The organism is Bradyrhizobium sp. LVM 105 (assembly GCF_003957705.1).
Lineage (GTDB): Bacteria > Pseudomonadota > Alphaproteobacteria > Rhizobiales > Xanthobacteraceae > Bradyrhizobium > Bradyrhizobium frederickii.
This window is the reverse complement of record NZ_QZMV01000005.1, coordinates 403,353-419,794: the sequence shown is the minus strand read 5'-3', so window position 1 is coordinate 419,794 and position 16,442 is coordinate 403,353. Positions and strand designations below refer to the sequence as shown.

At 65.0% G+C, this 16,442-nt stretch carries 16 protein-coding genes; 8 read left to right on the top strand and 8 right to left on the bottom strand.

What is annotated here, in order from left to right:
* The first annotated feature begins 203 nt into the window (after nt 1-203).
* From D6B98_RS17445 to D6B98_RS17435, 3 genes are all read left to right on the top strand, one after another.
* Nucleotides 204-1,088, top strand: coding sequence for an IclR family transcriptional regulator (locus tag D6B98_RS17445; RefSeq protein WP_126258172.1), 885 nt, complete (start codon nt 204-206; stop codon nt 1,086-1,088).
* An 82-nt stretch (nt 1,089-1,170) separates the two neighbouring features.
* Nucleotides 1,171-2,157, top strand: a complete 987-nt coding sequence (locus D6B98_RS17440) for a Bug family tripartite tricarboxylate transporter substrate binding protein (protein ID WP_126258171.1) — start codon at nt 1,171-1,173, stop codon at nt 2,155-2,157.
* A gap of 23 nt (nt 2,158-2,180) precedes the next feature.
* On the top strand, nt 2,181-3,401 hold the full coding sequence (locus D6B98_RS17435) for an ABC transporter substrate-binding protein (protein WP_126258170.1): 1,221 nt from the start codon (nt 2,181-2,183) through the stop codon (nt 3,399-3,401).
* 55 nt (nt 3,402-3,456) lie between these two features.
* Here the strand turns inward: D6B98_RS17435 and D6B98_RS17430 are convergent, their stop codons facing one another.
* Both D6B98_RS17430 and D6B98_RS17425 read right to left on the bottom strand, forming a co-directional pair.
* Entirely contained in the window at nt 3,457-3,948 is a 492-nt protein-coding gene (locus D6B98_RS17430; protein WP_126258169.1) for an SRPBCC family protein, read from the bottom strand.
* Nucleotides 3,945-4,337, bottom strand: coding sequence for an ArsR/SmtB family transcription factor (locus tag D6B98_RS17425; RefSeq protein WP_164718679.1), 393 nt, complete (start codon nt 4,335-4,337; stop codon nt 3,945-3,947). Before D6B98_RS17425 ends, D6B98_RS17430 begins: the two co-directional genes overlap by 4 nt.
* Nucleotides 4,338-4,622: 285 nt before the next feature.
* Here D6B98_RS17425 and D6B98_RS17420 point away from each other — a divergent pair, with 285 nt between their 5' ends.
* Nucleotides 4,623-5,678, top strand: a complete 1,056-nt coding sequence (locus tag D6B98_RS17420) for a serine hydrolase (RefSeq protein ID WP_164718678.1) — start codon at nt 4,623-4,625, stop codon at nt 5,676-5,678.
* Between the two features lie 8 nt (nt 5,679-5,686).
* On the opposite strand, the gene D6B98_RS17415 is transcribed toward D6B98_RS17420, so the two are convergent.
* Nucleotides 5,687-6,391 carry an SDR family oxidoreductase gene (locus tag D6B98_RS17415; protein ID WP_126258166.1) on the bottom strand — a complete coding sequence of 235 codons (705 nt, stop codon included), beginning with the start codon at nt 6,389-6,391 and terminating at the stop codon, nt 5,687-5,689.
* A gap of 117 nt (nt 6,392-6,508) precedes the next feature.
* Between D6B98_RS17415 and D6B98_RS17410 the strand changes: the two genes are divergently transcribed.
* Entirely contained in the window at nt 6,509-7,348 is an 840-nt protein-coding gene (locus tag D6B98_RS17410) for a GNAT family N-acetyltransferase (protein WP_126258165.1), read from the top strand.
* Between the two features lie 107 nt (nt 7,349-7,455).
* On the opposite strand, the gene D6B98_RS17405 is transcribed toward D6B98_RS17410, so the two are convergent.
* Both D6B98_RS17405 and D6B98_RS17395 read right to left on the bottom strand, forming a co-directional pair.
* Nucleotides 7,456-7,902 carry a hypothetical protein gene (locus D6B98_RS17405; protein ID WP_164718677.1) on the bottom strand — a complete coding sequence of 149 codons (447 nt, stop codon included), beginning with the start codon at nt 7,900-7,902 and terminating at the stop codon, nt 7,456-7,458.
* A gap of 1,476 nt (nt 7,903-9,378) precedes the next feature.
* Entirely contained in the window at nt 9,379-9,951 is a 573-nt protein-coding gene (locus tag D6B98_RS17395; protein WP_126258164.1) for a hypothetical protein, read from the bottom strand.
* Between the two features lie 392 nt (nt 9,952-10,343).
* Between D6B98_RS17395 and D6B98_RS17390 the strand changes: the two genes are divergently transcribed.
* Nucleotides 10,344-11,003 carry a peroxiredoxin gene (locus D6B98_RS17390; protein ID WP_126258163.1) on the top strand — a complete coding sequence of 220 codons (660 nt, stop codon included), beginning with the start codon at nt 10,344-10,346 and terminating at the stop codon, nt 11,001-11,003.
* A gap of 94 nt (nt 11,004-11,097) precedes the next feature.
* Here the strand turns inward: D6B98_RS17390 and D6B98_RS17385 are convergent, their stop codons facing one another.
* Nucleotides 11,098-12,828, bottom strand: coding sequence for a methyl-accepting chemotaxis protein (locus D6B98_RS17385; RefSeq protein ID WP_126258162.1), 1,731 nt, complete (start codon nt 12,826-12,828; stop codon nt 11,098-11,100).
* A gap of 114 nt (nt 12,829-12,942) precedes the next feature.
* On the opposite strand from D6B98_RS17385, the gene D6B98_RS17380 reads away from it, so the two are divergent.
* Together D6B98_RS17380 and D6B98_RS17375 are read left to right on the top strand one after the other, a co-directional pair.
* Nucleotides 12,943-14,388, top strand: coding sequence for a cryptochrome/photolyase family protein (locus D6B98_RS17380; protein ID WP_164718694.1), 1,446 nt, complete (start codon nt 12,943-12,945; stop codon nt 14,386-14,388).
* Nucleotides 14,389-14,456: 68 nt separating this feature from the next.
* Complete coding sequence (locus tag D6B98_RS17375; RefSeq protein WP_126258161.1) at nt 14,457-14,783, top strand: histone; 327 nt, start codon at nt 14,457-14,459, stop codon at nt 14,781-14,783.
* Between the two features lie 77 nt (nt 14,784-14,860).
* Here D6B98_RS17375 and D6B98_RS17370 read toward each other — a convergent pair whose 3' ends face one another.
* Both D6B98_RS17370 and D6B98_RS17365 read right to left on the bottom strand, forming a co-directional pair.
* Nucleotides 14,861-15,733 (bottom strand): DMT family transporter, encoded by an 873-nt coding sequence (locus D6B98_RS17370; protein ID WP_126258160.1) that lies wholly within the window; start codon nt 15,731-15,733, stop codon nt 14,861-14,863.
* Nucleotides 15,734-15,831: 98 nt separating this feature from the next.
* Complete coding sequence (locus D6B98_RS17365; protein ID WP_126258159.1) at nt 15,832-16,278, bottom strand: hypothetical protein; 447 nt, start codon at nt 16,276-16,278, stop codon at nt 15,832-15,834.
* Nucleotides 16,279-16,442 lie beyond the last annotated feature (164 nt).

Below are 16,442 nucleotides of genomic sequence, written 5' to 3'. Positions count from 1 at the left end.
GCAAATAATTCGATCTGACACGTCGTCGTAATAATCCTGTCACAAGACGGCATGCAATCACGACAAAAATCTGTGTGCTTGGTCCTGCCGCGCGCGCTTTTCGGCGAAACGCCGGCGTCGTACGGGTGTCCACATATCGGACAATTTTAGCGAGAATGGCGAATCTATTGGACAGCGCCAGCATTCGCGTCTGATACTTCGGTATGGCCGCGACAACCCCATCCAAGCCGCGACATCCGCTCTCCTCCGCCGCCGCCGTGCTGGCGGAGAGCGTCGATGACGCCGCCTTCGCCACGACGCTGGCAAAGGGGCTCGTCGTGCTCGAAGCGTTCAAGGCCGGGAGCCCGCTGCTGGGCAACATGGAGCTGTCGACGCTGACGGGCATCCCGCGGCCCACAGTCGCGCGGCTCACCCACACGCTGGCCGAACTCGGCTACCTCCGCTACGACGCCGAGCGGGCCAAGTATCGCGTCGGTGCGCGGGCGCTGCGGATCGCGCATCCTCTGCTCGCAGGAATGCAGTTCCGCCAAGTGGCGCGGCCGATGATGCAGGAGCTGGCGCTCAGCGTCCGCGGCACGGTCTCGATCGGCCTGCTCGACGCCACCTCGATGATTTATGTCGAGACCGCGCGCTCCGGCGATGTCGGACCGCACGTGCCCGACATCGGCATGCCGATTCCCGTGGTGCTGACCGCGATGGGACGCGCCGCGGCGGCGACCCTGCCGCCGGCCGATGCCGACCGGCTCGAGCGGAACATCGCCGCCGAAGACGCCGAGCTATGGTCGGCCTTTCGCGACAAGTACCGCGCCGGGATCGCGCAATGCAGAAGCCGCGGCTTCTGCACCTGCTGGGGCGAGTACATGGCCTCCATCCATGCGGTCGCGGCACCGCTGTTCCACGCCGGCGAATCGAAGCAATCGTTCTCGATCAATTGCGGCATCCCCGCATTCCGCCTCCAGTCTGGCCAGCTGGAAGGCGAGATCGGTCCGCGCATCGCGGCGCTCGCCGACAGCATCCGCGCCATCGTCGGGCAGGCAGAGCTCGCGCCGCCGCGCAAAACCAGGAAAGTCACAAGCGCCGCAACATGACATGCATGGCCGCGCGAAGGACTGAAGATTCTCGCCGCGGTGATGGAAGACGACCAACGATAAAAACGGGAGGAAGACCACAGTGGCATCGCTCGAAGTCACACGCCGAGCCCTGCTGGGCGCCATCGCAGGCGGCCTGGTCGCCGGCTCGGTCCTGACGGCACGGGCCGAGGATGCATGGCCCTCGCGCCTGGTGCGGCTGATCTCGCCCTACGGCCCCGGCGGCTCCAACGACATCTCGCTGCGCCTGCTCGCCGAAGAGTTCGGCCGCAGTCTGCGTCAGCAATTCATCGTCGAGAACAAGCCGGGCGCCGGCACCCGCATCGCCAACGACATGGTCGCTCATGCGCCCGGCGACGGCTACACGCTTCTATACGTCGCGGCCCCCTACGCCACCGCCGAGGCGCTGTTCGGCAAGCTGACCTATGACCGCAAGGAGCTGCAGCCGGTCGCAATGGCCGTGATCGCGCCGCTGTTTCTCATCATCAGCGCGGACGCACCTTTCAAGACGCTTCCCGAGCTGATCGCCTACGGCAAATCCAAGCCCGATGGGCTGACCTTCGCCTCTCCCGGCGCCGGCTCGCAGCCACATCTTGCCGGAGAGCTGCTGTTCCGCGACGCCGGCGTCAAGGGTCTCAACATCCCGTTCCGGGGCGATGCCGCCTCCTACACCGAGCTGCTCGCCGGCCGGGTCGATGCCACGCTGACGGCGCTGCCGACCGCCCTGCCCTACATCCAGAGCGGCAAGTTCATCGTGCTCGGCGTCGCCTCGCCCGAACGCAGTGCGCTCTACCCGCAGGCGCCGACCTTGCGCGAGCAGGGTTTTCCCAACGTCGCTGCCGCCGGCTGGTACGGCTTCATGGCGCCTTCCACGACGCCGCGCGCGATCGTCGACAAATTCCAGGCCGAAGTCCTGCGCGCGCTCGCCGAGCCTGCCATCAGGGACAAGCTGACAGCTCAAGGCCTCGAAGTGCGCGCCGGCACCGCCGCCGAGTTCGGCCGGTTCATCGACAGCGAAACGCAGAAATGGACCAAGCTGATCCGCGACGCCGGGCTCAAGGGCGAATGACCGTGTGCGAACAGGGAATGGAAATGAAGAACCGTCTTCTCGGACGCATCGCGGCCTCCGCACTCGCTCTGGCGCTGTCGATCGCACAGGCTCACGCGCAGAAGAAATACGATCAGGGCGCTTCCGACACCGCGATCAAGGTCGGACAGACCGTGCCGCTGAGCGGTCCCGCCTCGGCCTACGCCGTGATCGGCAAGACCCAGGCGGCCTATATGAAGATGATCAACGACCAGGGCGGCGTGAACGGCCGCAAGGTCGAGCTGATCCAGTATGACGACGCCTATTCGCCGCCGAAGACGGTCGAGCAGGTCCGCAAGCTGGTCGAAAGCGACGAGGTGCTGCTGACGTTCCAGATCATCGGCACCGCGCCGAACGTCGCCGTGCAGAAATATCTCAACGCCAAGAAGATCCCGCAGCTGTTCGCGGCCACCGGCGCGGCACGTTTCACCGATCCCAAGACCTTTCCCTGGACCATGGGCTTCAACCCCTCCTACCTCGTCGAGGGCCGGATCTACGCGCAGTATCTCCTGAAGAACCACCCGAACGCCGGGATCGGCGTGCTCTATCAGAATGACGATCTGGGCAAGGACTATCTTGCCGGCCTCAAGGCGGGCCTCGGCGACAGGGCGAAGATGATCGTGGCCGAGACCTCCTACGAGATCACCGAGCCGACGATCGACTCGCAGATCTTGCGGTTGAAGGACGCCGGCGCCGACGTGCTGTTCAGCGCCACGACGCCGAAACAGGCGGCGCAGGCGATCAAGAAGGTCGCCGAGATCGGCTGGAAGCCCCTGCACATCATCGACATCAACGCCTCCTCGCTCAGCGCCGTGCTGAAGCCGGCGGGTCTGGACAATTCCAAGGGCGTCGTCAGCGTCGGTTACGTCAAGGATTCCGCCGATCCCGAATGGAAGGACGATGCCGGCATGAAGCGCTACCTCGCCTTCATGGCGAAATACTATCCCGAGGGCGACAAGGAATCGAACCTGAACGTCTACGGTTACATCACGGCCCAACTGCTGGTGCAGGTGCTGAAGCAATGCGGCGACGATCTGACCCGCGAGAACGTGATGCGGCAGGCAGCCAACCTCAACAACGTCGTGCTCGATCTGACGCTTCCCGGAATCTCCGTCACGACAACGCCGACCGACTATCGCGTCAACAAGCAGTTCCAGATGGTGCAGTTCGACGGCCAGCGCTGGCAGAAGCTCGGAGACATCGTGACGGACGAGGCGAAGGAGTGAGGCGGCGAGACGCGAAAGCGGTCCCGGCGAGTCCTTCGCCGGGACCGCCTTGGCATCAACGCTTCATGCCCGCCACATAGGCCGCGAGCTTGTCCAGCGTCTGATAGCCGTATTCGACCGCGCCGAAGCCGATCATGCCGTCGCGCTGCTCGGCGCTCGAGGCCAGCTGGCGCATCATCAGCACGGTCTTGCCGTTGCTCTGCTCGGCAAAGGTGACGGTGAAGCGGAACATGCCGGGATCCTCGTCCTGGTCGAGGCCGTGATCCATCTCCATCAGGGACGGCCGCTCGATGCGGCGGAAGCGCATGCGGTTCGGATAGACCGTGCCGTCGGGGCCGATCATGTTGAAGCGCCAGACGCCGCCGACCCGCACGTCGATCTCGAAGGTCTCGATCTTGAACCCCTTCGGCCCGAACCATTGCGGCAGGTGCTTCGGGTCGGACCAGGCCTCGAACACCAGATCGCGCGGCGCGTCGATCACGCGCGACATCACGATCTCGCGGTCGAGCGACCATTGCGACAGTGCGGGATTGGCAGACTTCGTCATCGCTCAGAACCTTTCCGTTTGGTTGTTCGGGACGGCCGCTTGACGGCCGCCCTCTCCTTCTCTTTCTTGAGCTTCATCACATAGGCCTCGAAGCGGTCGAGCCGCGCCTCCCAGATCGCGCGCTGCCGCTGGAACCAGTCCTCCGCACCGAGCAGCGCATCCGGGCTGAGACGGCAGGTGCGCACGCGGCCGGATTTCTCCGACATCAGCAGTCCGCTCGTCTCCAGCACGCGAATGTGTTTCATGAAACTCGGCAGCGCCATGTCGAAGGGATCGGCGAGCTCGCCGACCGAAGCCTCGCCGGCGCACAGCCGCATCACGATCGCCCGCCGGGTCGGATCGGCAAGCGCTGCGAAAACCTGGTCGAGGCGGGTCAATTGGTTATCCATGAAGCTAACTATAGGCGACTTGGTCAGCCGCGTCAACAATTGTTAGCTCATAAGCTAAGTGATTTTGATGCCGCGTGGCGATGCGGAACCTGCAGCGCGCAATTGTGAATTGGGCCGCGGGAGGTTTCCGGATAGAGCAGATCGGGGGCGCATCAACATCGTTGATCAGAGCAAGTGCCCCCTGTTGTCACCCCATCCCCGATCACTCGGCGAATCTTCACCCGCGCTGCCCTCGTTCCCCTTGCGATCGCGCTTGGCCCGCGCCGCGCCTTTGCGGATTCCGACATGATCGCGCAGATGCGCGACATCGTCGCGAGCGAGCTGGCGCCGACCGCGACGCCGGACCATGCCGGCGGCCTCGCCGCGGCCCTTTATGCCGGGCGCCATGTCGAGTTCTTCAGCTACGGCTTTGCCGATGATGCCACCAAACGGAAGGTGACGCCGGACACGCTGTTCAACCTCGCCTCGTTGCGCAAGCCGTTCGAGGCCACGCTGGTGGCGCTCGGCGCGGCGCGCGGCGAGCTGCGGCTCGACGACCGCCTGCCGAAATACCTGCCCGAGCTGAACGGCAACTACATCCGCAACGTCACTGTTGGCCAGTTGGCGGCGCACACGTCGGGCCTGTTGCTGCCGACCGACCATCCGCCCTGGCCGAACGAAGAGTACACGCGCGAGCATTTCATCGCCTTGCTGAACGCCTTCATGCCGGCGCCTGGCATCGCACCCGGCCGGCAACGCATCTACACCCATGCCGGCTACGTGCTGCTTCAGCTCGTGCTCGAGCGCTGCTACGGCATGCCGATCCATGCGCTGATCCAGCACCGCATTCTCCGCCCCCTCGCCATGGACTCCACTTTCGTCCCCGAGCGCGGCGCGGACAATCGCGCCGTCATGGACCGGGCCTGGATGCCGCGCCTGGTCCAGGGTTATTCCGACCAGGGCATGGCCATCGGCCCGATCGGCAACCAGCAGAGTTATTTTGACTTTCCCGGCACGGGCCAGATGTTCGGCTCCGTGCGGGATTTGGCGATCTTCGCGGCGGCCTGCGTCGACGGCCGCGCGATCAATCCGAATTTGCGCGAGGCGTTGCGGATGACGCAGCGCGAGGCCTTCCGCGTCGACGAAAAATTCGGACAGGGTATGGCCTGGGAGACCGTGCATCTTCCGGGCGTCACCATCATCGACAAGCCCGGCGGCCTCAACAACGCCTCCGGCTATATCGGCCTGGTGCCGGCGCGGCGAATCGCCATCGTCCTGCTGGCCAATCGCGGCGAATATCCGCACGAGATCGCCCGCTACAGGATCCTGCCGGAGCTGGCGCGGCTTGTCGCTTCACATTGAGGCGGCGCTCAGACCGAGCGCGTCAGTCCGCCGTCGACGCGGATGTTCTGGCCGGTGATGTAGGCGGCGCCGTCGGAGGCCAGGAACGAGATCGTCGCCGCGATCTCCTCCACCTTGCCGTAGCGCTTCATCGGCACGCTGTCGCGGCGCGTATCCTGCTGCGGCAGGCTGTCGATCCAGCCCGGCAAGACGTTGTTCATGCGGACGTTGTCGGCGGCATAGGTGTCGGTGAAGATCTTTGTGAAGGCGGCAAGGCCGGCGCGGAACACCGCCGAGGTCGGGAACATCGCGCTCGGCTCGAACGCCCAGGCGGTCGAGATGTTGATGATGGCGCCGCCCTTCTGCGCCTGCATCAGCGGCGTCACCAGCCGCGTCGGGCGGATCACGTTCAGGAGATAGGTGTCGAGGCCGGCGTGCCACTGCTCGTCGGTGATCTCGGTGATGGGAGCGCGCGGTCCGTGGCCGGCGCTGTTGACGAGCACGTCGATCCGTCCCCATTTCGCCATGGCACCGTCGACGAGACGCTTCAGGTCGTCGTTCTCCGTGTTCGAGCCGGTGACGCCGAGCCCGCCAAGCTCGGCGGCCAGCGCCTCGCCCTTGCCGGAGGACGACAGGATCGCGACGCGAAACCCGTCCGCTGCCAGCCGCCGCGCAGCCCCTGCCCCCATGCCGCTGCCGCCGGCGGTAACGAGCGCAACTTTCTCTGCTGCCATGACCGATCATCCCTTTGAGTTGAGGCGAGCTGCAGGCTCGGCCTATCATGCGGCCTTCTACAGCCAGACCTGTCGGCAGGTCCATGGTCGAAGGATGCATCCCATGAGCAACGCGCGATGAGTGACTTGCTGATCCGCAATCTGCGCCCCGAGGAAATCTCCCTCACCATCGACTGGGCCGCGGCCGAGGGCTGGAATCCGGGCCGCTGCGATGCCGCCTGCTTCGCAATCCCCGACGCGCAAGGCTTCTTCGTCGGCGAGATCGATGGCAAGCCGGCCGCGACCGTCTCTTGCGTCAATTACGACGATCGCTTCGCCTTCCTCGGCTTCTACATCGTGCGTGCAGACCTTCGCGGCTCCGGCCACGGCCTGCGGATCTGGAACGCGGCGATCGCCCATGCGGGCTCCCGCGTGATCGGGCTCGACGGCGTGGTGGCGCAGCAGGACAATTACAGGAAGTCCGGTTTCCAGCTTGCTTACGCCAATATCCGCTACGGCGGCGTCGCCGCCGCGCCGGCGAGTTCACCCGCCGATATCGTCGCGCTCGACACGATCCCGTTCGCGCTTGTGGACGCCGACGACACCACGGTCTTCCCAGCCCGGCGCAGCGCCTTCCTGCGCGCCTGGATCAACACGCCAGGCCATGTCGGCCGCGCGCTATTGCGCGACGGCAAGCTCGCCGCCTGGGGCGTGATCCGGCCGTGCCGGACCGGTTACAAGATCGGCCCGCTGGTCGCCGACGACCGCACGGCGGCGGAGGCGATCGTGCAAGCCCTGCTGGCCAGCGCGGATGGCGAGGTGTTTCTCGACGTTCCCGCCGTCAATCGCGAGGCCATCGTGCTCGCGGAGGCGCTCGGGCTCAAGCCGGTGTTCGAGACGGCACGGATGTACACGGGCGCGATCCCGCCGCTGCGCATCGATCGCGTCTTCGGCGTGACCAGCTTCGAGCTCGGCTAAAGCATGTTCCGGAAAAGTGCGCAGCGGTTTTCCGAAAAGATCATGCTCAAACAACAACCTAAAGCGCGATGACGATTCATCCTAATCGCATCGCGCTTTAGCGCCGCTCAGTAACAGCGCGTGATGTTGACGGTGTGCTCGCTGCCACCGCGTCCGGGCACCGTCACCTGCTCCGTCGGACAGCTCGGCACGTAGGGCCGGTCGGACGGCACGACGTTGGGCGGGAAACGATGCGTCCAATCCCACGGAACGTCATAAGTGTAGGTGTAGCGCACGTCGGCGGAGAGCGGCTGGGCTGGGTCGACGAAGGGCTGGCTGTAGCCGGCGCTGTCGTGGAAGAAGCCGCCGCCGCCGGGCCAGTAGACGAAGGGGTTGTTGCGCCGGTGGAACCGGGCGCCCGGCGCGATGGGCGGACGCGCGATTGCGCCGGACCGCGCCGCGGTCACCCCGTGCGGCGCAGCGCCACCGGGTTGTGCAGAACTATCGCTGAGGCTAAGGAGCAGCGCGGCTGCGCTGAGTGAGGCGAGCAAGGCCCCATGCATTCTGTAGGTCATGATACGCACCAACTCGTTTGGCTTCGGCGGCTCCCCGCAGCTACGCTAGGCCGGGCCGTCGCCCACCCGCAAACGTATAATTAATCTTTGGTTAAGGCACGGGATTAACCGGGGAACCGATGCGTCAAAGCGCGCCCGATTGCCGCCTTCTGGCTCGTTCGGCCTCGCAGGGCGACGTCGTCGGCCCTGACGGGGACAACGCCGGCACCCTGACCGGCCGCTATCGCTGGTGGAGCCGCTCTCTCACCATCCGTTGCGTTGCCCGGCGGGCAAAACACCCGAGACCTAGGTCAACGCCCGTCGCCGAAAATATTCCACTTTACCGAAATTCGGAAATGACGTATGTGTCGCGCAACCCGGCCCAAGGAAGAGGGGCGTATCGCGATCGTCACGAACGCGGGCCGGGCGGCGGTGGACGCCGATGGCATCGGCGCGAAGGGTTTTGCAGGGCGGAGAGCCGTGAGCGAAACGTCTCGCGCACACGACCGGTGCGATCGGCGTACGGCAAAATCGTGTGGTCCTGACGCCCGGGGTCTGGCGTCAAGTCTTGCGGTGATGTGGCGGCCCGACCGGGCACGCGCATCGATCAGCCGCAAGGCGACGGGGGCAATAGTGCAACGCTCCCCGGGGAGAGCACGACATAAGCCGTCAAACCACTGCGCAGGGAAGGCCGGATGTTTGGCTCCACCTGTATGCCGCTGTGCAGCTTTTCTTAAGCACACGCTTTCGCACAGTGGACCGTGGGTGCCCGGCTGGCACCCGGTCTTCCCTGCGCCCTCTTTCAATTGATGAGGGTGAGGCGACAAGCAAAGCTCGGGCGAAGTGCGCCGCGAGGATGCGACGCCGTGTCCGCATGAAGGCGAGTACGTTGCAAACCCTATGCATCACCGTCACCCTGAGGTGCGCGCGCTGCGGCGCGATAGCGTCGCAGAGCAAGCCTCGAAGGGCGACGGCCCCGCTGCATCAGCTCGGCCGCACATCCTTCGAGGCTCCGCATGCGATGCATCCGCATCGCACGCCTCGCACCTCAGGATGACGGATCAATTATTGTCGCGGCGGAGCGATTCTGACGATGCTGAGGCAGTATGCGCGAAGACTCCGGTCTCGTGCCCCGGACGCAGCGCAGCGTCCCTGGCGTTGCGAAGCATCGTCCGGTGCGGTGCGCTGCAGAGCCGGGGCCCATGCAACAGCGAGCTCGCGGCTTGCTGGGTCCCGGCTCTGCGCAGCAACGCCAAGAGCGTTGCAGCGCGTCCGGGACACGCGATTCATGCATTGCCGTCCCCACGCACTCCGTCATTGCGAGGAGCCCTTGCGACGAAGCAATCCAGGCTGCCTGCGCGGAGAGATTTCTTCTGCGCTCGCGATGACGATGTTGAGACAGTTGTGCGCCCAAACTCCACTCCCGTGCCCCGGACGCTGCGCAGCACAAAGTGATGCGCTGCAGAGCCGGGGCCCATGCAGCAGAGAGTGCGCGTCTTACATGCCGATGTCGAACACGTTCGGCAATTGGCCCGCCAGCGGCAGCGCGGTGGCGCCGAGGAAGGTCGCCACCATCGCCATCAGGCGACGGTTGTTGTGGCGCTTGCCGCGCATCTGGCCGGCGATCCACTCCAGCATCTCGCTGTTGACCTTGGAGGCGTAGGACGGCGCCCAGCTCTCGATCTCGGTGTCGGCCGACAGCGCGACGCTGCGCGGCGGCACCTTCAGGCCCGAGGCGCTCGCGGCATAATGGGCAACGGCCTTGGCGAGCAGGTCGTCGAAGCGGCCGCCATCGCTGCGCTCGGTCGCGGCCTCGTTGATCTCGAACAGGACCTCGGCCTCAGCCCGGCTGACCGGCTGGTCGTTGACGGCGGTGGCGGTCAGGATCCGCATGCACCAAGCGGTGTCATCGGCATCGAGCGAACGGGAGAAGTGCACCCTTCCCTTGGTGGTCGGGCCTTCGCCGGTGATCACACCGTCACGCACGATGGAGAGTGCGTGGGCCGCGGTGTCGCGGCAGGACGGTTCGAGGGACGAGGACTCGACAGATTTAGGCGCAGCGGCAGACATAGTTCACTTCCAGACTTCTTCTGATCGGCCAGCATTTTCATGCCGGCGTAAAGGGGTGGTTAACGATTCGATACGGCGATCGCGACTTTTCGAGATGGTTGCCAATTGGTCGCTGTCAGAACCGTTTTGGTTCCAGGACGCGCCGGGCGAGCGTGATGGAAGTCATAAAAGGCATAATCGGGGCGAGCGAGACCGTGCGACCCCGGGTGGAGATGTTTCGCCGCAGGTGCCGCTGTAACAATAAGTTGCTAGGAAATCGGGCCTTCAAGGAAGAAATTCACATTTTACTTGAACCGGTTCAGCGGCCGTTCACTTGGCTTGGTAAGGCCCTATAATGAGGATGACGGCCAGAGAAAAATTCCCCAGTAGATTCAATGCGATGAGGTAACATCATGACACTCCCGATCGGCACCACCGCACCCGACTTCGAAGCCGAGACCACCGAAGGGAAGATCAAGTTCCACGACTGGATCGGTAACAGCTGGGCGCTCTTGTTCTCGCACCCCAAGGACTTCACGCCGGTTTGCACGACCGAGCTCGGCGCCCTCGCCAAGCTGAAGCCGGAATTCGACAAGCGCGGCGTCAAGCTGATGGGACTCTCGGTCGACCCGGTCGACAACCATGCCCGTTGGTCGGAGGACATCAAGGAGACGCAAGGCGCAGCGCCCAATTATCCGATGATCGGCGACACCGATTACAACGTCTCGAAGCTCTACGGCATGCTGCCGGCCGCGATCTCCGGCGATCCCCTCAAGCGCACCGCGGCCGACAACCAGACCGTCCGCAACGTCTTCATCATCGGGCCTGACAAGAAGATCAAGCTGGTGCTGGTCTATCCGATGACCACGGGCCGGAATTTCCAGGAGATCCTGCGCGTCATCGACTCGCTCCAGCTCACCGCCAAGCATCGCGTCGCCACGCCGGCCGACTGGACCCAGGGCGACGACGTCATCATCGCCGGCTCGGTCTCCAACGACGAGGCCAAGACGATCTATCCGCAGGGCTGGAAGGAGCCGAAGCCTTATCTGCGCATCGTGCCGCAGCCGAAATAGTCGACGTCATTCCGGGGCGGTCCGAAGGACCGAGCCCGGAATCTCGAGATCCCGGGTTCGGTGCTTCGCACCGCCCCGGGATGACAACGCTGAATTAAGCCGCCCGCACGCGGTCGAGGAAACCGTCGACCTCTGCCTTCAGATGCAGGCTCTCGCCGGACAGCGCCTGGGCCGAGGCAAACATCCGGCTCGAGGTCTCGCCCGTCTCGCCGGCGCCCTTGGCGGCGTGCCGGACGTTGACGGCGACCTCGGCCGTGCCTGAGACCGCCGCGCGAACGCTCGCCACGATGTTGTGGGTTGCGCTTTTCTGCTGCTCGACCGCAGCCGAGATCGAGCCGGCAATCCCGCTGATGCGCTCGATGGTCTCGCTGATCGCCTTGATGGCGGCGACCGATTCCTCGGTCGCAAGCTGCATGCTCTCGATCTGGTTCGATATCTCGTCGGTCGCTTTCGCGGTCTGGCCGGCCAGCGTCTTGACCTCCTGGGCCACCACCGCAAAGCCGCGGCCGGCATCGCCCGCACGCGCGGCCTCGATGGTGGCGTTGAGCGCCAGCAGGTTGGTCTGCTCGGCGATCGAGGTGATCAGCTTGACGACGTCGCCAATGCGCGCGCCGGCTTCCGAGAGCTGCGCGATGCGCTGGTCGGTGGCCTCGGCCTGCCGGACGGCCTCGGCGGAAATCTCGTTCGATTCCTGCACGCGTCGGGCGATCTCGGAGATCGACTGAGACAGCTCGTCGGAGGCCGATGCCGCCGAACGCACGTGCTCGGAGGCATGTTCGGAAGCGCCCGCGGACTGCGCCGAGAGATCGGCGGTGGAGCGTGCGACGTCGGTCAGTTGTCGTGCCGCGCGCTCGAACTCGCCCGACGATGTCAGCACCTTGTCGAGGATGCCGCCGACGCTGCCGCGGAACTCCTCGACGAAGTTGCGCAGGTCGGATTTGCGCTGCTCGGCCGCCGCGGCCGAGGCCGCCGCCTGCTCGCTGCGCATGCGCGCCCGCTCCAGCGAATTGCTCTTGAACACGGCGACCGTGCGGGCGATCTCGCCGATTTCGTCGGCGCGATCCTCGCATTCGATCGTAACGTCGCTCTGGCCGTCGGCAAGTGCGGTGAGCGAGCGCGTAACGGAGGTGAGCGGTCGGGTGACGCGGCGGACGACCAGCAGGGTCAGGCCCAGCACCAGAAGCGCGGCAAGTCCGGCGGCCGCGGCCATGCTCTCGATCGCGTGGGCCAGCATGCTCTCGTACTGCACCATGGGGATGCCGACATAGAGAATACCGACGACCTTGCCGGCCGCGTCAGCGATGGGGAAATAGGCGGTCATGAAGGTCTTGCCGAACAGCGTGGCCGGACCTTTATAGGCCTCGCCACGGCGCAGCGGCGCCTGTCCTGGATGGTCCGCGGCAAGCTGGGTGCCGACGGCGCGATCGCCGTTTTCCTTTTTCACGTTGGTGGAGCGGCGGACGAACTGCCCGCTCGCATCGTCGAACACGAACAGGGTCGCATTGCCGCCGACATAGGACACCGCGCGATCGACGATGGCATGATCCTTGAAGTCGGGCATCTTGGGGATTTCGGCGCGCACCACCGCGCCATCCCGCATCGTGATCTTGGCGGCCGGAACGATCTCGGTGAAGGCGAGCGCCAGCGTGCGCAGGTTGACTTCGATGTCGCGCAATGCGCGGTCATTGAAGGCGGAGGTCAGCGACCAATAGCCGGCGCCGACCACGAGTGCCGTGTTCACCGCGATCAGCAACACGGCGCACAGAACCGCTTTGGTGCCCAGCTTGAACTGCGGCAAGAACTTCCCGGTCAGAACCTTGGACATGAATGGAACCACCCCCGTAATCCCTGCATAATCCTGCAGTGGTATTACAGTCCCATTAACGACAGTTCCCTACCGCCGCCCCCGCATGCTTTCCAAATCGTAAACGAGGATCCCCTGACCGCGCCGAGCGTGCCGTCCATCATCGTCTGGTTTCGCGACGACCTTCGCCTGGCCGACCATCCTGCTCTGCACGCCGCTGCGAAGACCGGTGCGCCGGTGGTCTGCCTATACGTGCTCGACGACGGCCTCGCCCGACCGCCCGGCGCCGCGACGCGATGGTGGCTGGCGCAGTCGCTGCGAGCGCTCGGTGCCGCAATCGCTGCGTGCGGCGGATCACTGGTCCTGCGCAAGGGACCGGCGGCCAGGATCATTCCGGACGTGGCACGCGAAAGCGGTGCCCGCGCCGTCTACTGGAATGGAATTGCACAGGCACCGCATCAGGCCGTCGAGAGCCAGCTGGAGGCGGCGCTGGCAAAGCTCGGCGTCGATTCGCAAAGCTTCCCCGGCGATCTGCTGGCCCCGCCCTCGGCCATCCGCACCAAGGAGGGCCGCGGCCTGCGCGTGTTCACGCCGTTCTGGCGGCGCGTGCTGTCGCTCGGCGATCCGGCAAAACCGCTGCCTGCTCCGAAGCAGCTGCGCCCCGCACCGAAGATCGCCGGCGATGTGCTGGAGAGCTGGCGACTGGAGCCGGCCAAGCCGGATTGGGCGGGCGGCCTGCGCGAAACATGGACCCCGGGCGAGGCCTCGGCCCGGCAGCGCCTGCGCGACTTCCTCAGGCACAGCGCGCGCGCCTATGTCGGCAACCGCGACCGTCCGGACCGGGACGGCACCTCACGGCTCTCGCCGCATCTGAGGTTCGGCGAACTCAGCCCGCGCCAGATCTGGCACGCGGCACGGTTCGCGGCGGACGAAGACCCGGCACTCCGTCCCGGCATCGAGAAATTCCTGAGCGAGCTCGGCTGGCGCGAGTTCTGCCGCCATCTCCTCCACGATCACCCCGACCTCGCCACCAGAAACCTGCAAGCGAATTTCGACGGCTTCCCCTGGACGCGCGACATCAAGGCACTCGCCGCCTGGCAGCGCGGCCGCACCGGCTATCCGATCGTCGATGCCGGCCTGCGCCAGCTCTGGCACACCGGAGCGATGCACAACCGGGTGCGGATGGTGGTGGCTTCCTTCCTGGTCAAGCACCTCTTGATCGACTGGCGCGAGGGCGAAGCCTGGTTCTGGGACACGCTGGTCGACGCGGACGCCGGCAGCAATCCCGCCAATTGGCAATGGGTCGCCGGCTGCGGCGCCGACGCTGCGCCCTATTTCCGCGTGTTCAATCCGCAGCTGCTGGGCGAGAAGTTCGATCCGGATGGAACCTATGTCCGGCGCTGGATGCCGGAGCTGAAACAGATGCCGGCCAAGCTGATCCACCGCCCCTGGCAGGCAACGCCGATCGAGCTCGCGAGCGCAGGCATCACGCTCGGCGAGACCTATCCGCACCCGATCGTCGATCATGCCAGTGGACGCGAACGCGCGCTCGCAGCCTATGCGAAGATCCGCAAAGGTTGAGCGTTGCTTTGACACAATTATGAAACGCGCTATCGTCGTCGCTCCATACAAACCGTGGGGGACACGATATGGACGACGACAAGCCGATCACCGAACAAGCGATGGAAACGATCACCAATGCCGTGGAAGCGACCAAGGACGCGGCAGTCACCGCCGTCAAGAAGGTCAGGAAGGCCGCCAAGAAGGTCGCGAAGAAAGTAGCGCCGAAGAAGGCTTCCAAGAAGAAGGCCAAGAAGGCCGCGAAGAAGGGTTCGAAGAAGGCCGCCAAGAAGGCCACCAAGAAATCCTCGAAGAAAGCGGCCAAGAAGACCGTGAAGAAGACCGTGAAGAAGGCCGCCAAGAAAGCTGCAAAGAAAGCTGCAAAGAAGAAGAAAGCCAGGAAGGCGAAGCGCTGATCGAGCCGCTCAGACGGGTCTCCGGATGCGAGCGCCTCCGGAGACCCTGTCCCGCCGCGCTCTTTCCGGATCCCGATCTAGAAGCGGCGGTTGACCACGAACACCGCAGCGGCGCACATCGCCATGCCGGCGATCGCCAGTGCATCGAGCTCCTCGCCGAACAGCAGGTAGGCCATCAGCGCAGTCACGGCCGGCACCAGATAGAACAGGCTCGCGACCGAGGTCGCCGCGGCGTGGCGGATCAGCCAATACAGTAGCCCGATCGATCCGATCGAGAGCGCCACAGCGAGCCAGGCGAGCGCGAGCACGAACTCCCGCGTCCAGTGCACCACGCGCTCCTCGAACAGGAAGGCCCCGATCGCGAAGAAGATCGTGACCGCGACATATTGCACGAGATTGCCGGCGCGCCAGTCGATCTGGTTGCAATAGCGGCGCTGATAGAGCGTGCCGAGCGTGATGCTGATCAGCGAAACCACCGAGGCGAGCCAGCCTAGCCCGGCGTCCCCGGTCATGGGACGGTTGTGCAGAATCATCACCACGCCGCCGAGGCCGAGCACGAGCCCGGCCCATTGCACCGGTGTCACCTTCTCGCCGAGCCAGCGGTTGGCGATGGTCGAGGTCAGGATCGGCTGAAGGCCCGGAATCAGCGCGGAGAGCCCGGCGGGAATCGAATGCGCGATCGCGATCGCGGTGCCGCCAAGATAAAAGCCATGGACGAGAATGCCCGCGACCGCGCTGTGGGCGATGCCGGCGCTGTCAGGCCATTTCGGCCGCGCGAGGCCGGCGATGATCGCCATCAGGCCGACCACGATCGCCATGCGGATAGCGAGATAGGTCAAGGGATCGGCGTTGTTGACGACGTATTTGGTGCCGATGAATCCGGTGCTCCAGAGCAGGACGAACAGGATCGGCGCGGCGCGGGCGGTCAGGGCTTCTTGATTATGGTTCATTGCCGCCCTCATTGCCCCACCGGGGGGATATGCGGCAATGCGAATTTCGTCCGGACGATGCTGCGTTGCGATGGAGGCTTGCGACTCAGCGCAGCCGCTCACCACTCTTCCGGACAGGGGTCGATGATCTTCCAGAGCTCGACGCCGTTCTTGATCTTCTTCATGTCGGTGGTGAGCCCGCCATTGCGACGAATCCAGTCCTTCACCGTATCGGGATAGTAGGACATCAGGTCGGAGGTCCCCTCGGAGCTGGTGACCTTGATGCCGAAGGTGAAGGCCTTGTCGTAATAGGCCTGATGGAAGCCAAGGCTTGCGCGCGGCGTCACGCAGATCTTGTTCATCGGCACGATGCCGAGCACCAGCGTGCAGGCGGAATTGCAGATGCCGTCGATGATGACGCGCTCGCCCTTTTCGCGGACCCGCTTGTACTTGGCCTTGTATTCCTCGACATAGCCGCCGTGGTCGCGGGTGATATGCAGCTCGGCTCGCGCCGGCGTAGCGGCGGCGAGACAGAGCAACAGCAGGCTCAGGTGCGTGATGCGCATGGCGAGGTGACGGCGATAGCCTTCAGGGAATGCACCGGCCTCGAAGGAGCCCCAAAAGGCCGGCGACAGGATTCTTTACCGAATAGTCTTTGGTCATACTTGTGTGGGGAATTCGTTAAGCATCCCGAGAAGGCCAAAAATGGGCAGCCTTGGCCGCCACTTGG

What these genes read in the sequence shown, in the direction of transcription:
- D6B98_RS17445 (WP_126258172.1), top strand. Translation starts at nt 204, where the DNA reads ATGGCCGCGACAACCCCATCCAAGCCGCGACATCCGCTCTCCTCCGCC.
- D6B98_RS17435 (WP_126258170.1), top strand. Translation starts at nt 2,181, where the DNA reads ATGAAGAACCGTCTTCTCGGACGCATCGCGGCCTCCGCACTCGCTCTG.
- D6B98_RS17430 (WP_126258169.1), bottom strand. Translation starts at nt 3,948, where the DNA reads ATGACGAAGTCTGCCAATCCCGCACTGTCGCAATGGTCGCTCGACCGC.
- D6B98_RS17425 (WP_164718679.1), bottom strand. Translation starts at nt 4,337, where the DNA reads ATGGATAACCAATTGACCCGCCTCGACCAGGTTTTCGCAGCGCTTGCC.
- D6B98_RS17420 (WP_164718678.1), top strand. Translation starts at nt 4,623, where the DNA reads ATGATCGCGCAGATGCGCGACATCGTCGCGAGCGAGCTGGCGCCGACC.
- D6B98_RS17415 (WP_126258166.1), bottom strand. Translation starts at nt 6,391, where the DNA reads ATGGCAGCAGAGAAAGTTGCGCTCGTTACCGCCGGCGGCAGCGGCATG.
- D6B98_RS17410 (WP_126258165.1), top strand. Translation starts at nt 6,509, where the DNA reads ATGAGTGACTTGCTGATCCGCAATCTGCGCCCCGAGGAAATCTCCCTC.
- D6B98_RS17405 (WP_164718677.1), bottom strand. Translation starts at nt 7,902, where the DNA reads ATGACCTACAGAATGCATGGGGCCTTGCTCGCCTCACTCAGCGCAGCC.
- D6B98_RS17395 (WP_126258164.1), bottom strand. Translation starts at nt 9,951, where the DNA reads ATGTCTGCCGCTGCGCCTAAATCTGTCGAGTCCTCGTCCCTCGAACCG.
- D6B98_RS17390 (WP_126258163.1), top strand. Translation starts at nt 10,344, where the DNA reads ATGACACTCCCGATCGGCACCACCGCACCCGACTTCGAAGCCGAGACC.
- D6B98_RS17385 (WP_126258162.1), bottom strand. Translation starts at nt 12,828, where the DNA reads ATGTCCAAGGTTCTGACCGGGAAGTTCTTGCCGCAGTTCAAGCTGGGC.
- D6B98_RS17375 (WP_126258161.1), top strand. Translation starts at nt 14,457, where the DNA reads ATGGACGACGACAAGCCGATCACCGAACAAGCGATGGAAACGATCACC.
- D6B98_RS17370 (WP_126258160.1), bottom strand. Translation starts at nt 15,733, where the DNA reads ATGAACCATAATCAAGAAGCCCTGACCGCCCGCGCCGCGCCGATCCTG.
- D6B98_RS17365 (WP_126258159.1), bottom strand. Translation starts at nt 16,278, where the DNA reads ATGCGCATCACGCACCTGAGCCTGCTGTTGCTCTGTCTCGCCGCCGCT.